Raw genomic sequence first — 13,756 nt, 5'->3', positions numbered from 1 at the left:
GGATAGTCGAATTTCAAAATGGAGGGACGAGACTATGGCAGGACCAAACCTTCGAAAGAGAATTGGGCACGGCTTTGTTAGCCGGCAAGTGTTCGCCGAAAAGGCGATTGAACAGGTCGCGATGGCCGCCAAGATGGCGGCCGCGCCCGGGGCCAAGAAGGCCAAGGCCGGCGCCGCGGCGGCCATCGTGCCCGGCGGAAAGCTGGGTGCTGGCTTCTTCGATTTCATGTTCAAGAATTTGCCCGCCTTTACCGCCAGCGATGCCGACCTTGATACGCTGGCAAAAGCCATGAAGGATCCGGCGCCGGTCGACCAGCCCAATCCCGATCCGCACGACAACAAGAAGATCCCGTCCGGGTTCACCTATCTCGGCCAATTCGTCGATCACGACATCACGCTCGACATGACGCCGCTCAGCCTTGCGCTGGCCGATCCGGGGATGGTGAAGAACTTCCGCTCGCCGAGCCTCGACCTCGATTGCGTCTACGGCGCCGGTCCCGGTCCGCATCGCTTCCTGTTCGCGCGCGAGCCAGCCCCTGGCGGCAGTGGCGCGGTGGATTCGCCGAAGCTGCTGATCGGCACCGCGCAGGCTTCGCAAGAAAACGGCGACCGGGTGGGGCAGGTGCCCGAACTGCCGAACGATCTGCCGCGCAACATGCAGGGCGTCGCCCTGATCGGCGATCATCGCAATGACGAGAACCTGCTGGTGGCGCAGATCCACCTGGCGTTCCTGAAATTCCACAATGCGGTGATCGATCACCTGAAGGCCAAAGGGGTGCCCGATGACAAGCTGTTCGAGGACGCGGCGCGCACCGTGCGCTGGCACTATCAATGGCTGGTGCTGCACGACTGGGTCGAGCGGCTGACCGAGAAGGGCTTCGTGGCGAAGATCCTGCAGGAGGGCCGCAAGTTCTACCGCTTCAAGACCAAGCCGTTCATGCCGTGGGAGTTCTCGGCCGCAGCCTACCGTCTCGGACACTCCATGGTGCGCGAGAAATACAGCCACAACCGCATTTTCAGGACACCCATTCCGCATATTGCGGAAGCCAGGCTCGCGACCCTTTTCCGCTTCAGCAATCTTTCCGGCAGTCTGTCCAGCAGCGTGCCTGGTCAAGGCACCTTGCCGAGCAACTGGGTGATCGACTGGCGGCGCTTCTTCGAACTGCCGCCACCGGCCAACACCGCGCAGTTCGAGTTCAATTTCTCGCACCAGATCGACCCGTTGCTGACCGATGCCCTGCACAAGCTGCCCGGCGCCACCGGCCCGGAGGCGAGCCTCGCCTTCCGCAACCTGAAGCGCGGTGTGCGCCTCGGCCTGCCTTCGGGCCAGGCGGTGGCCAAGGAGATGCGCAAGAAGATCACCTTCACGCCGATCACTCCGGACGAGATCGCGTCCGGACCCGACGGTGCGGTGGCCAAGTCGTTGAATTTCCACACCAACACGCCGCTCTGGTACTACATACTGAAGGAAGCGCAGGTGAAGGGCGGCGGCGAGCGGCTCGGACCGGTGGGCGCGCGCATCGTCGGCGAGGTCTTTGTCGGCCTCGTCCAGGGTGACGAGGAGTCCTTCCTGTCCAAGCCGGGCTGGAAGCCAGACCTGCCCGCGGCGAAGCCAGGCACGTTCTTCATGACCGACCTGTTGAAGTTCGTCGCCAAGGCGGCCGACCCGGCCAACCCCGACAAGGGGCTCAATCCGATCGGCGACTGATCAGCGTGTTCGTGCCCCGGTTGTGTTTCAATCGGGGCACGAGATTTCGGCCCGCGGGCACGAATCTTCGGCCCTGGCGTGGAATCCTCCGGCTTCGCAGCGGCTTTGTGAACTGCTTCACATAGGCCGCCGCGCCCAGATGCTACCCCTGCGTCATGCCACGCGGGGCGCCGATCGGGGGATCGAGGGCTTGCAAGGCATCGGGGCGGCTGCGCCGGCATGTGTCAGCCACTCCAGGGCGGGTCCCGGGGCGGGTTCGGGGCCCGCTTGCTTATGCGCCCTTGCACTTCAGATATCCGGCGCGTTGCCGATCTTCTTCTTGAGCTCGATCGCCCAGGCGCGGCCGCACCAACGACCGGCTGAAGGATTTCCAGACCTATCTCAATTGCCCCGAAGGCGAGCTGAACTGCCCGGTGCCGGCGCCGTAGCTTCGCACCCCGGCAAGGTATCGCATTTCATCGCCGTTCCGGGCGCGCAAAAATGTCGGAACCGTGCCGCGCCGTGCGTCCTTGAGAGGCAAGGCGCGTCGCCGGCAACGGGCGCGTCGTCAGGAGATGGAGATGACGATGATCAGCTTTCCCAATGAATCCAGCGAATACCGCGCCGCCCGCGAAAAACTGCTGCAGAAGGAAATCGAGTTGCGCCGCGCCATGGAGGACGTGGCGGTCGCCCGGCGCGCGCTGCCCAAGGGTGGGCTGGTGCCGCGGGATTATGTGTTCGACGGGCTTGGGCCGGACGGCAAGCCGGCGCGGATAAAGCTGTCGGAGCTGTTTGCGCCCGGCAAGGACACGCTGATCCTCTACAGCATGATGTTCCCGCGTCATCCGCAGGAGACGCGCGAGGTGGCGACCAGCGGCGGTACGGCGAAGCTCGCCCGGGTCGATCAGCCATGCCCGTCCTGCACCGCGCTGCTCGACCAGTTCGACGGCGCCGTCGGCCATCTCGAGGCCGCCGGCTTCAACTTCGTCGTGGTGGCCAGGACCGCACTCGACAATCTGCTGACGCTCGGCCGCGACCGCGGCTGGAAGAACATGCGGCTCATCTCCTCGGCCGGCAACAGCTTCAAGCGCGACTATCAGGCCGAGGCCGAAGACGGCGCGCAACTGCCGGTGCTGTCGGTGTTCCACCGCGACGGCGATGGTGTCAGGCATTTCTGGTCGTCGGAGCTCGGCTTCGCGCCGCCCGAACCCGGCCAGGACCCGCGCGCCATCGGTACCTGCGAGATCCTGTGGAACCTGATGGATTTTACCCCGGCGGGCCGACCGAACTGGAATGAACAGCTGCAGTATGGCGAGGGGTGCTGTCATTGAGAGGGTAGGGCGAAGCGAAGACCTTGCCTTCTCCCCTTGTGGGAGAAGGTGGATCGGCGCGCAGCGCCGAGACGGATGAGGGGTGTTGGAAGAAATGAGACGGTGACAATTCTGCGCCATCTTCGGCGCTTATGGGCGGTTGTGAGTAGGCGTATCGCCAAGCTGGAGCACCCCTCATCCGACCGAGCTTCGCTCGGCCACCTTCTCCCACAAGGGGAGAAGGGAAGGCGCTTCGACGGCAGTCATCGTCTACAATTTCGGCACCGACCGAAGGGAGAAGTTCATGCCCAAGATCGACCTATCTGCCGTGCCCGCCCGCAAGGGCTCGCCCTATCCGGCGCCTTTCGATGAGCCTTGCGCAACCCGCACCAGGCGGCGCCTCGGCGATGCGGGTGGTCTCAGCGATTTCGGCGTCAATTTGATGACCTTGCCGCCCGGCGGCTGGTCCAGCCAGCGCCACTGGCACAGCCATGAGGACGAGTTCGTCTATGTGCTGGAAGGCGAACTGACGCTGGTCGAGGACGGCGGCGAGACGCTGCTCAAGGCAGGCGACTGCGCCACCTTCGCCAGGAACAGCGGCAACGGACACCACATGATCAACCGGTCGTCAGTCACGGCTCGTTACCTCGAAGTCGGCTCGCGCAATCCGGACGATGTCACCACCTGCTCCGACATCGACATGATGAGCCCGAACTCCGACGGCCGCTTCCTGCACAAGGATGGCACGCCGTATCCGGGGCAGGGGTAAGCGGTGCTCAGATCGTCCTGATCTGCTCGACCGCGGTCACCAGCAGTTCTGCCATGGCGGCGCGAATCTGAGAATCCGACTGGGCGACGCCCGCCGCGTCGAAATCGGCGCGCACCTTGCGGAACACGTCGTCGTCGCCAGCCTCTTCGAAGTCCGAACGCACGACCTCCTTCGCATAGGCGTCGGCATCCTCACCGGATTTGCCGAGCTTTTCGGCGGCCCACAGGCCGAGCAGCTTGTTGCGGCGCGCCATGGCCTTGAACTTCGTTTCCTCGTCCATCGCAAACTTCTTTTCGAAGCCTTCCTGACGGTCTCTCATGCTGCTCATGGTTTGCCTCGTTCAGAGATGTGAGACCGACCTTAACCCGATGTCTGGGGGAAGAGCGGCCAGGTGGGGCGAGAGTGGCGCGCATGGATGTCATTAGCAAGGCCGGATCGTTCATGGCGGTGATCGAGCCGGCGCCTGGATGAACGGCACCGCACCGATCCTGATCGGATCCGTTGCAAATTCTCACAATGCCAGAGGCATTCGTTCCGATGTGAGTTGACGTTGGCGTGCCGTGACCTACTCTCGAATGCCTGCTGGATGAACCGAGGAGACGAGCGATGCAGTCACCTTTCAACCAGATACGCAGCGTCGCGCTGACAGCGGCGGTGATGCTTGCCGCCGGCACCGCGGCCTATGCCCATCATGGCTGGTCGTGGACGGCGGACGGGTTCTTCGAACTCAGGGGCAAGATCACGGCCATCTATATCGGCAATCCGCATGCCACGCTGGATGTCGACGCGGAGGGTGAGGCCTGGCGGGTGGAGATGGCGCCGCCATCCCGCACGATCGCCGCCGGCTTTACCGAGGAGGTCGCCAAGGTCGGCGACGAGGTGACCGCGATCGGCAACCGCTCGCTCGACGAGACCGAAAAGCGCATGAAGGCGGTCCGCGTCATCGTCGGCGGCAAGACGTACGATGTCTATCCCGACCGCGTGCCACCGGCGTAAATGGCCGAGTTCCTCGCCGGCATCGAGCAGCTCGCCTTCGTGCGGGGACTGAAGGCCTCCTTCATCGCCTATCCGATCGTCAATGCGCTCCACATCATGGCGATCGGCGCGCTGCTGATCAGCGTCATGCTCATGGACTTGCGGGTCTGCGGCGCCTTCCGCGCGCTGCCCTACGCGGCGTTCGTCGCGCTGCTGCGCCGCATAGCATTGAGCGCGTTCGCCGGCGCTTTGGTCACCGGCTCGCTGCTGTTTTCGGTCAAGGCCAGCACCTATGCGGCGATGCCGATTTTCCTCGCCAAGATAACCCTCATCCTGCTCGCCGGCCTCAATTTTTTCGCCTTCATGCGCCTCAGCCACACAACAGGCGGCGACGTACCGGCCGGCGGGACTACAACCATCCTGGCCGTGCTCTCGATGGTGCTGTGGACTTCGGTGCTTTTCGCCGGGCGGTTCATCGGTTTTCTCTGACCAAAGTGAGCGCCGGCACTGGCCTTCCCAAGGTGGGCGGATAAGCTCCCTGCAAACAAAGGGAGGATTGCCATGAAGAAGGAAGTCATCGAGGTGCCGGTGATGTCGGACAAGGTGCGGGCGCTCGGCCTGCCGTGCTCGACGGCGGTGAAGGCCAACGGCTTCGTGTTCATCTCGGCGACGCCGCCGGTGGACATGGTGACCGGCGAGATGGTGCGCGGCGACATCGAAACGCAGACCGATGCGTCACTGAAGGCGCTGAAACATTGCCTGGAAGCGGCGGGCACCTCGCTGGACAACGTGGTGATGGTGCGCATCTACGCCGTCAATTCCGGCTTCTACACCGCCATCAATCGGGTCTATGCCAAGTACTTTTCGACGAACCCGCCGGCGCGGAGTTTCGTGCCGGTGGCGTCATGGCCGATGGAGTTCGATATCGAGATCGAGTGCGTGGCGGTGGCGTGATCTGTTCCTTCCCCTGCGAAAGAGAAGGCGATTAGTCGGGCCTCGATGCTCTGCAACTTATTGTCCGATGCTCTGACCTTCATTGCGCGGCACGGGCGAATAGGACTAAGCTAGCGCAGACGTCTATCCGAACGAGAGATTGGCAGTTCTCGAACAGGGTGACCGAGAATTGAAAGACTTGGGGGGTGAGGTGAGATGAATATAGCGGTCATAGTTGGCGTCAGTGATTATAGCGGCAATGCCGTCAGCAATCTGCCTGCCTGTTTAAACGATTCAGAGGCAGTCAAAAAATTAATAGATTCTTCGCAAAAATTCGAAGATTGTCTGGCAATTTCTGAAGAATTAAAGAGTGCTCCAACAAAAGAGCGTTTGGCGGAATTTATAAATGTAATATAGTAGATGAACTTTTCTTCTATTTTTCTGGGCATGGCCATTATGATGGTAGTGAATTTTACTACATACTGAGCGATTATAATAGCAACAAATTAAGACAGACGTCATTGGAAAACTCGGAGCTGGACAATCTTTTCAGGTCTCTAAAGCCAGAAAAGACAATCAAAATTGTTGACGCTTGCAACTCTGGCGTTGGTTACATAAAGGATGCCGATAACGTTGGTGAATACGTCAAATCGACAAAGGATAATTTCAAAACTTGCTACTTTATGTTTTCTACTCAGAATGACCAAGGTTCATATGCTGATACGCAGTTAAGTTATTTTACAAAAAGTTTCCTGCAAGCGGTCTGTAAACATGACGCCCGCACTATAAGGTACAAAGATGTTGTAGATTATATTTCTGACGATTTTAGTGGGAATGCCAGACAAAAACCGCTGTTCGCAATACAAGCCGACTTTACTGATGTTTTTATGGATATTCCAGAATCGATACGCACGGTAATAGATTCTTATATGGCAGATCAAAAGAGTCCCGAAGCGAGCGGAGTGCAAGGTGCGCCTCAGGCGCATGTCCTGAGTTTATTGCAGGCCGTGAAGAATGCTGCTGAGTCATATAAAGACAAAGCCTATATTCAGAGATCTCTTGATGGTATTAAGGGAATTAAAGTCGAAGCGGTTCTCGGAAAAAGCGTGGTAGAGTTGTTTGAGGCTACTCCTTCCACTTCGTCTAATTCGCTTGACTTTCCGGACGCAGAAGTGATTGGAAATTGGCTTAACAAGGATAAGTCGTCTCCGTCTCTGTTTGCTAAAGCTACTGGAGAATATAGGCAGGTATCTCGAAGAGTTTTGAAAGGGGGAGCAGGTTTCTCTCTTTCAAACTTAAGTAGCCTATTTCCAAATAAAGATGACGACGCACTGTATACGACGAAGATATTTAGTGAGTGGTTCGTTACAGGATTTTCTCAGACCGAGGAATTTAGCTATGTCGGGATGATAGTGAATCTTGAGCCAAAATATGCGTCGCTGAAGAGGTACACGTTCTATTTCGTTCCCATTTTTTCCAGAACAAAGGCGGTTTGTTTTTCTCGAACTGTTGAGTCGATCGAGGAGGGGTTCGGGAAGTATAAGGATAGCAGTAAAACGAAATGGTTTGTAGGCGAGGTTTTCCTTGAGAATGAGAAGGATGTGGGAGGTTATTTTCGAGAAAAGTTAAAGGAGTTCGGCGAATATATTTTAAGTGCAATTGGAAAGGAATTTCTTGATATAGATGTTGATTTGACAGACAGCGCCGCGAACCCATTGGGGGATTGAATGGCTATGCGATTTCATTTTTGTAGAGGTCAAGGTTTAAGGTTGTGAGATTTGTTTCACAGAAGCGCTTGGTGCGAAATCGAGATAGTGACGGCTAGGAATGGGTATTGCTCCCCAACGAACGAGACGAGGAGTTAAACCGCCTCAAGCAAAATACTCCTGCAGCGGCCTGACCTCCAGGCTCCCCGCCTTCAGCGCCGCAATGGCCTCGGCCACCGCAGCCGCGCCCGACAGCGTCGTGTAATACGGCACCTTCTGCATCAGCGTCGCCCGGCGCAGTGACTTCGAGTCCGACACCGCCTTCTGACCGTCCGTGGTGTTGAAGACGATCTGGACCTGGCGGTTGCGGATGGCGTCCTCAATGTGCGGGCGTCCCTCAAGCACCTTGTTGATCTTTTCGGCGACGACGCCGTTCTCGGCGAGGAAGCGGGCGGTGCCTGATGTGGCCATCACTTTAAAACCCTGGCCGGCGAGGCGCTTGACCGCCGGCAATATGCCCTTCTTGTCCTCGTCGCGCACCGAGACGAACAGCGTGCCGGAGCGGGGCAGGTCGACGCCGGCGCCGAGCTGGCTCTTGGCGAAGGCCAACGCGAAGTCGCGGTCGAGGCCCATGACCTCGCCGGTCGAGCGCATTTCCGGTCCGAGCAAGATGTCGACGCCGGGGAAGCGGGCGAAGGGAAACACCGCTTCCTTGACCGCGATGTGGCCGGGATTGCGCGGATCGGGCATCGGGCCGTAATGGGCGAAGGCGTCTTCCAGTGTCTCGCCGGCCATGATGCGGGCGGCGATCTTGGCGATGGGACGGCCGATGGTCTTGGCGACGAAGGGCACGGTGCGCGACGCGCGAGGGTTGACCTCCAGCACATAGACCGTGCCGTCCTTGATCGCGTACTGCACGTTCATCAGGCCGCCGACATTGAGCGCGCGGGCAAGGGCCGCCGTCTGGCGCTCCAGCTCATCCACCAGGTCCGAAGGCAGCGAATGCACCGGCAGCGAGCAGGCACTGTCGCCCGAATGGATGCCGGCCTCCTCGATATGCTCCAAAATGCCGGAGACGAAGGTCGCCTTGCCGTCGCAGAGGCAGTCGACATCGACCTCGATGGCGCCCGACAGATAGGTGTCGAACAGCAACGGGTTCTTGCCCAAGAGCGTGTTGATCTGGCCGGTCTTGTCGTTGGGATATTTCTGCTTGATGTCCTCCGGCACCAGGCCGGGCACGGTGTCGAGCAGGTAGGTCTGCAGCATGCCCTCGTCATGGATGATCTGCATGGCGCGGCCGCCGAGCACATAGGAGGGGCGCACCACGAGCGGGAAGCCGAGTTCGCCGGCGACGAGGCGGGCCTGCTCGACCGAATAGGCGATGCCGTTCTTCGGCTGGGTGAGGTTCAGCTTGTGCAGCAGCTTCTGGAAGCGGTCGCGGTCCTCGGCCAGATCGATCATGTCGGGCGAGGTGCCGAGGATCGGGATGCCGGCCTTCTCCAGCGCGTCCGCCAGCTTCAGCGGCGTCTGGCCGCCGAACTGGACGATGACGCCGACCAGCTCGCCCGACGCCTGTTCGGCACGCAGGATCTCCAGCACGTCTTCGGCCGTCAGCGGATCGAAATAGAGGCGGTCGGAGGTGTCGTAGTCGGTCGACACGGTCTCCGGGTTGCAGTTGATCATGATCGCTTCATAGCCGGCGTCGCGCAGCGCGAAAGCGGCATGGCAGCAGCAATAGTCGAACTCGATGCCCTGGCCGATGCGGTTCGGACCGCCGCCGAGGATGACGACTTTCTTGCGCGACGAGACTTTTGCCTCGTTGGCTAAAGCGCCGGCGAACGGCACTTCATAGGTCGAGTACATGTAGGCGGTGGGCGAGGCGAATTCGGCGGCGCAAGTGTCGATGCGCTTGTAGACCGGATGAACGTCGAGCCTTTCGCGAACCTTCTGAATCACTTCGGCGTCGGTCTTCGTCAGCGACGCGAGGCGGGCGTCAGAGAAGCCCATCGCCTTCAGCATGCGCAGGTTGGCGGCGTCCTCCGGGATGCCGTGCTCGCGGATGCGCTCTTCCATGGCGAGGATGCCGGCGATCTGCTCGAGGAACCACGGGTCGATCTTGCACATGGCGTGCACGTCTTCCAGCGAGGTGCCCATGCGGATCGCCTGCGCCACCATGCGCAGCCGGTCGGGCGTCGGCGTGCCGAGTGCTGCGCGAATGGCGTTGCGGTCATCGACATGGCTGGCGGGCGCGGTCCCATGGCCAAGGCCGGGGATTTCGATCTCGTCGAGACCGGTGAGGCCGGTTTCGAGACCACGCAGCGCCTTCTGCAGCGATTCCTGAAAGGTGCGGCCGATGGCCATGACTTCGCCGACCGACTTCATGGCGGTGGTCAGCACCGGCTCGGCGCCGGGGAATTTCTCGAAGGCAAAGCGCGGGATTTTGGTCACCACGTAATCGATCGACGGCTCGAAGGAGGCCGGGGTCGCGCCGCCGGTGATGTCGTTCTCCAGCTCGTCCAGCGTATAGCCGACGGCGAGCTTTGCCGCGATCTTGGCGATCGGGAAACCGGTCGCCTTGGAGGCCAAAGCGGACGAGCGCGAGACGCGCGGGTTCATCTCGATCACCACCAGGCGGCCGTCGGCCGGGTTGACGGCGAACTGCACGTTGGAGCCGCCGGTCTCGACGCCGATCTCGCGCAGCACCGCGATCGAGGCGTTGCGCATCATCTGGTATTCTTTGTCGGTCAAGGTGAGGGCAGGGGCGACGGTGATGGAATCGCCCGTGTGCACGCCCATCGGGTCGATGTTCTCGATCGAGCAGACGATGATGCAATTGTCCGCCTTGTCGCGGACGACCTCCATCTCATACTCCTTCCAGCCGAGCACGCTTTCCTCGATCAGCACTTCGGTGGTCGGCGAGGCGTCGAGGCCGGACTGGACGATCTCGTAGAATTCGGCGCGATTGTAGGCGATGCCGCCGCCGGTGCCGCCCATGGTGAAGGAGGGGCGGATGATGGCGGGCAGGCCGACATGGTCGAGCGCCTGGGCGGCGATCGCCATGGCGTGACTGATGTAGCGCTGCTTGCGGTCGCCTTCGCCGAGGTTCCAGCGGGTCTCCAGCGCATCGAGCGCGGCGTCGAGGTTCTCGGGCTTCTCGGCCTTGAGTGCCGCGCGCTCGGCCTCATGCGTCTTGCGGTCGGCGTTCTTGACGTCGGTGGCGTTGGCCAGCATGGACTTCGGCGTTTCAAGGCCGATCTTGCTCATCGCCTCGCGAAACAGCGCGCGGTCCTCGGCCTTGTCGATGGCATGCGCATCGGCGCCGATCATCTCGACATTGTAACGCTCGAGCACGCCCATGCGGCGCAGCGACAGTGCGGTGTTGAGCGCGGTCTGGCCGCCCATGGTCGGCAGCAGCGCGTCGGGCCGCTCCTTGGCGATGATCTTGGCCACCACTTCCGGGGTGATCGGCTCGATATAGGTGGCGTCGGCCAGTTCCGGGTCGGTCATGATGGTGGCCGGGTTGGAATTGACCAGGATGACCCTGAAACCCTCTTCCTTCAGCGCCTTGCAGGCCTGGGTGCCGGAATAGTCGAACTCGCAGGCCTGGCCGATGACGATGGGGCCGGCCCCGATGATCAGGATCGACTTGATGTCGGTGCGTCTTGGCATGGGCGAGGCGTTCCGTTGGGCGAGCGGCTTGCACGAAAAACCGGGCGGGAAGACCCGGCCGGTTGTGCTTGCGATTCTGGTATCAGGCTAGGAGGGCCTTATAGGGAAGAGTTTTGATTGATGTAACCCCGAAAATGCGGGTTTGTAGGGGCTGCCCCCAACAAGCGCCTCGTTCCTTCGCGCCCCCCTCTGTCCTGCCGGACATCTCCCCCACTGGGGGGAGATTGGACGTCGCGACCGCCTTCGCCAGTTTTGGTCGGTGAAGAAAGGCGGAGGCGCTGAAGCTGCCGATCTCCCCCCGTGTGGGGGAGATGGCCGGCAGGCCAGAGGGGGGCGCTGTCCCGCCGCCCTCCGCGGAGAATCTACCTAACCTCCGGTCGCTACCACGTCGGTGATCTCGAAGCGCTCGGAAGTGCCGATACGGATCATGTTGAGGCTGCCCTCGCGGGTGAAGCGGAACTCGTCTGACGAGTCCGAGCCGGTCGGCAGGCCGCCGTGAAAGCTGATGATGCGCGTGCCGCCATCCGGCCATGTCACGGTCACCGCGCTGTCGCCACCCGTATGCGCGACGCTTGTCTCGCAGCGGGTCATTGGCTGGCCGACATGGCGCGCGCAGGGGATTTCGGTGGGTGCCCCTCCAGTCGAGGCGGTTTCAACGGTCGCGAATGCCAGGCCATAGGCATCCTGCATGGCGGTCCTGCCGATAGCCTCGGCGGATTTCGGCGTGCCTTCGGGATCGGTCATCTCGTCCGCACCCAGGCGCGCTGTCAGGTCGGGCGGCGGCGTCGCGGCCGCAGAGTTCGGTTGGGCGGAAAATGCCATATCCGCTTCCGTCAGCACCACCACGCTGGCCGGGTTGAGGTAGCGCGCCGGAGCCCATCCGCGAACTTGCGGGTTGTCGACCTCTTCGACCTTGCACCACGGATTGCCGTTGACGTCGGCGCAGCCGAAGTTCTTGAGGGGTGCGCCGACCGGCAGGCGCGCCTCCGTCTTGCCGATCGCCGACGGCGCGGCGCGGATGTTGAGGAGATCGTCGGGAGCGAGACCGCTGACATAGGAAACGACAGGTGCAGGCGCTTCGGCCCTGACCGGCAGTGCCGCCAGCAGAAACGGAGCCGCAATCACGAGGTACAGCGTCTTCGGGAGCGTAATCGTGCGCCTCATCACCTGGCCGTGGGCGTGCGTTAGAGCGCGGCTCGACTCAGAAGTCGTCGCCGCTTGCCGGAGCGTTTTATAAGGGACGACGCGATGCCATGTCATCCCGAAAAGATGCTGCTGCTTATTCAGCGGGGGTATGAACGCATTCTGCGTTCAGTCTTGAGGCATGAACCAGTAGGTTCAGCCTGACATGAACCCTGTCCTGAGCGCATGCGCCCATTCCGGCCTTCCGGCCTGCTCGGCTTGCCGCGCCGCAGCCTCATGGTCGTAGTCGACGGCAAACGCCTCGAAACGGTCGGGACGGCCGGGCACATCCAGCTCGACAATGCCGTAGCGCGCATGCGGCGAGCCCTGCTCGGAGACATGCGCCGGTGGGGTCGAATCGTCATAGGCCGGGCAACCGACACTGCCCGGATTGAAGATGACCGGGCCGCCGGGAACGCGGAGCAGCTCGCTGCGGTGGCTGTGGCCGCAGAGCACGATGCGGCAGGCGGGATCGATCGGCTTCAGCCTTCGCCTTATGGTGGCGAGCGGCGCGCGCACCAGCTGGCCGTCGGTAATCGCGTCGGCAAGGTATTTCTCGTCATGGTCCGGCCGGGCGTGGAAGGCGATGACGCCGGGCACGATCTCCAGCGTGAAGGGCAAGGCAAGCAGCGCCTCGCGCTGCGCCGCCGTCAGCCGCTCCTGCGCATAGCGGTCGGAGGGCCACATTGTGTCGTCGGCCGGGTCGACGGCAACGCGGCGGTCGTGGTTGCCGCGCACCGTCGGCAGGTCGAGCGCCCCCAGCTTTTCCATGGTCTCGCGCGGCCACAGCGGGCCGGAGACGCAGTCGCCGAGATTCACGGTGAGATCAGCACCACCGCGGCGTTCGAGATCGTCGAGCACGGCATCCAGTGCCAGGACATTGCCGTGGATGTCGGCGAGGACGGCGATGCGCATGGGGAGCTCCGTGGGTTTACGAATGACTGGTCGGGAAGGGTGGACCTTGCAGAACTTGGGTTCCTCTTCCCCGCTGCGCGGGGGCGGGGAAACGGCCTCAAGCCTGGATTTCGATCTCGTCGTGGCCGCCGACCGCGGGCAGTGCCTTGTCCTCGCCGGCCGCGGCAATGACGCTGTCGAGCAGGCCGGGGAAGCGGGCGTCGAGATCGGCGCGGCGCAGCGTGATCATCCGGTTGGTGCCGACCACCTCGGCGCGGGTGACGCCGGCCTCGCGCAGCTTGGCCAGATGGTAGCTGAGATTGGTCTTGGAACCGAGATCGAGGAACTGGCTGCAGTTCAGCGCCACGCCCTCCTTGCTGGCGAGATAGCGGACGATGGCGAGCCTGGTCGGGTCGCCGAGCACAGCGAGCACGATCGGCAGGCTGATCTGGTCAGCGTTGGGGTGGGGTAGCGTCATGCCGCAGAATTAGGCTCAAATGGTGCCGATTTCAACGCGTCTCCTCCGTCAGTGGTTGCACACGGCGTCCCATGGCGGGTGCAAAGAGCTTATCGAATCCACCGCTTGTCCTGACACAGGGCTGTCAGCAGGCTTCAGCTATTTTTCCGTGGC

13 protein-coding genes are annotated in these 13,756 nt (G+C 61.7%); 8 read left to right on the top strand and 5 right to left on the bottom strand.

The annotated features are described in order from the left end of the window. The first annotated feature begins 121 nt into the window (after positions 1 to 121). The 3 genes from ACFX5Q_RS17355 (at position 122) to ACFX5Q_RS17345 (ending at position 3,766) form a co-directional block, all read left to right on the top strand. The gene (locus tag ACFX5Q_RS17355) at positions 122 to 1,708 is read left to right on the top strand and encodes a heme peroxidase family protein (RefSeq protein WP_404279918.1); all 1,587 of its coding nucleotides are present in this window, start codon (positions 122 to 124) and stop codon (positions 1,706 to 1,708) included. A gap of 566 nt (positions 1,709 to 2,274) precedes the next feature. Beyond that, on the top strand, positions 2,275 to 3,018 hold the full coding sequence (locus ACFX5Q_RS17350; RefSeq protein WP_404279982.1) for a DUF899 family protein: 744 nt from the start codon (positions 2,275 to 2,277) through the stop codon (positions 3,016 to 3,018). A gap of 283 nt (positions 3,019 to 3,301) precedes the next feature. After that, on the top strand, positions 3,302 to 3,766 hold the full coding sequence (locus tag ACFX5Q_RS17345) for a cupin domain-containing protein (protein ID WP_404279916.1): 465 nt from the start codon (positions 3,302 to 3,304) through the stop codon (positions 3,764 to 3,766). A 7-nt stretch (positions 3,767 to 3,773) separates the two neighbouring features. Here ACFX5Q_RS17345 and ACFX5Q_RS17340 read toward each other — a convergent pair whose 3' ends face one another. Further along, a complete protein-coding gene (locus ACFX5Q_RS17340) occupies positions 3,774 to 4,094 on the bottom strand; it encodes a DUF1476 domain-containing protein (RefSeq protein WP_404279913.1) in 321 nt (106 codons plus the stop codon). A 278-nt stretch (positions 4,095 to 4,372) separates the two neighbouring features. Here ACFX5Q_RS17340 and ACFX5Q_RS17335 point away from each other — a divergent pair, with 278 nt between their 5' ends. The 5 genes from ACFX5Q_RS17335 to ACFX5Q_RS17315 all read left to right on the top strand — a co-directional run bounded on the left by ACFX5Q_RS17335 (position 4,373) and on the right by ACFX5Q_RS17315 (position 7,401). Next, positions 4,373 to 4,762 (top strand): DUF6152 family protein, encoded by a 390-nt coding sequence (locus tag ACFX5Q_RS17335; protein ID WP_404279910.1) that lies wholly within the window; start codon positions 4,373 to 4,375, stop codon positions 4,760 to 4,762. After that, positions 4,763 to 5,230 (top strand): hypothetical protein, encoded by a 468-nt coding sequence (locus ACFX5Q_RS17330; protein ID WP_404279908.1) that lies wholly within the window; start codon positions 4,763 to 4,765, stop codon positions 5,228 to 5,230. Between the two features lie 72 nt (positions 5,231 to 5,302). Then, the gene (locus ACFX5Q_RS17325) at positions 5,303 to 5,695 is read left to right on the top strand and encodes a Rid family hydrolase (RefSeq protein ID WP_404279905.1); all 393 of its coding nucleotides are present in this window, start codon (positions 5,303 to 5,305) and stop codon (positions 5,693 to 5,695) included. 195 nt (positions 5,696 to 5,890) lie between these two features. Then, a complete protein-coding gene (locus ACFX5Q_RS17320; protein ID WP_404279902.1) occupies positions 5,891 to 6,091 on the top strand; it encodes a hypothetical protein in 201 nt (66 codons plus the stop codon). Further along, the gene (locus ACFX5Q_RS17315) at positions 6,037 to 7,401 is read left to right on the top strand and encodes a caspase family protein (protein ID WP_404279979.1); all 1,365 of its coding nucleotides are present in this window, start codon (positions 6,037 to 6,039) and stop codon (positions 7,399 to 7,401) included. Before ACFX5Q_RS17320 ends, ACFX5Q_RS17315 begins: the two co-directional genes overlap by 55 nt. Positions 7,402 to 7,545: 144 nt before the next feature. Here the strand turns inward: ACFX5Q_RS17315 and carB are convergent, their stop codons facing one another. The 4 genes from carB to ACFX5Q_RS17295 all read right to left on the bottom strand — a co-directional run bounded on the left by carB (position 7,546) and on the right by ACFX5Q_RS17295 (position 13,603). Next, entirely contained in the window at positions 7,546 to 11,049 is a 3,504-nt protein-coding gene (carB, locus tag ACFX5Q_RS17310) for a carbamoyl-phosphate synthase large subunit (protein ID WP_404279900.1), read from the bottom strand. Between the two features lie 366 nt (positions 11,050 to 11,415). Next, positions 11,416 to 12,213: an SH3 domain-containing protein gene (locus tag ACFX5Q_RS17305; protein ID WP_404279897.1), complete on the bottom strand. Its 798-nt coding sequence runs from the start codon at positions 12,211 to 12,213 to the stop codon at positions 11,416 to 11,418. Positions 12,214 to 12,387: 174 nt separating this feature from the next. After that, complete coding sequence (locus tag ACFX5Q_RS17300) at positions 12,388 to 13,146, bottom strand: metallophosphoesterase family protein (RefSeq protein WP_404279895.1); 759 nt, start codon at positions 13,144 to 13,146, stop codon at positions 12,388 to 12,390. A 97-nt stretch (positions 13,147 to 13,243) separates the two neighbouring features. After that, positions 13,244 to 13,603: an ArsR/SmtB family transcription factor gene (locus ACFX5Q_RS17295; RefSeq protein ID WP_404279892.1), complete on the bottom strand. Its 360-nt coding sequence runs from the start codon at positions 13,601 to 13,603 to the stop codon at positions 13,244 to 13,246. Between the last annotated feature and the right edge of the window lie 153 nt (positions 13,604 to 13,756).

Origin of the sequence: Mesorhizobium sp. IMUNJ 23033 (assembly GCF_044778005.1) — a bacterium.
GTDB classification, from domain to species: Bacteria; Pseudomonadota; Alphaproteobacteria; order Rhizobiales; family Rhizobiaceae; genus Mesorhizobium; species Mesorhizobium amorphae_A.
This window is presented reverse-complemented; position numbering and strand designations above follow the sequence as displayed.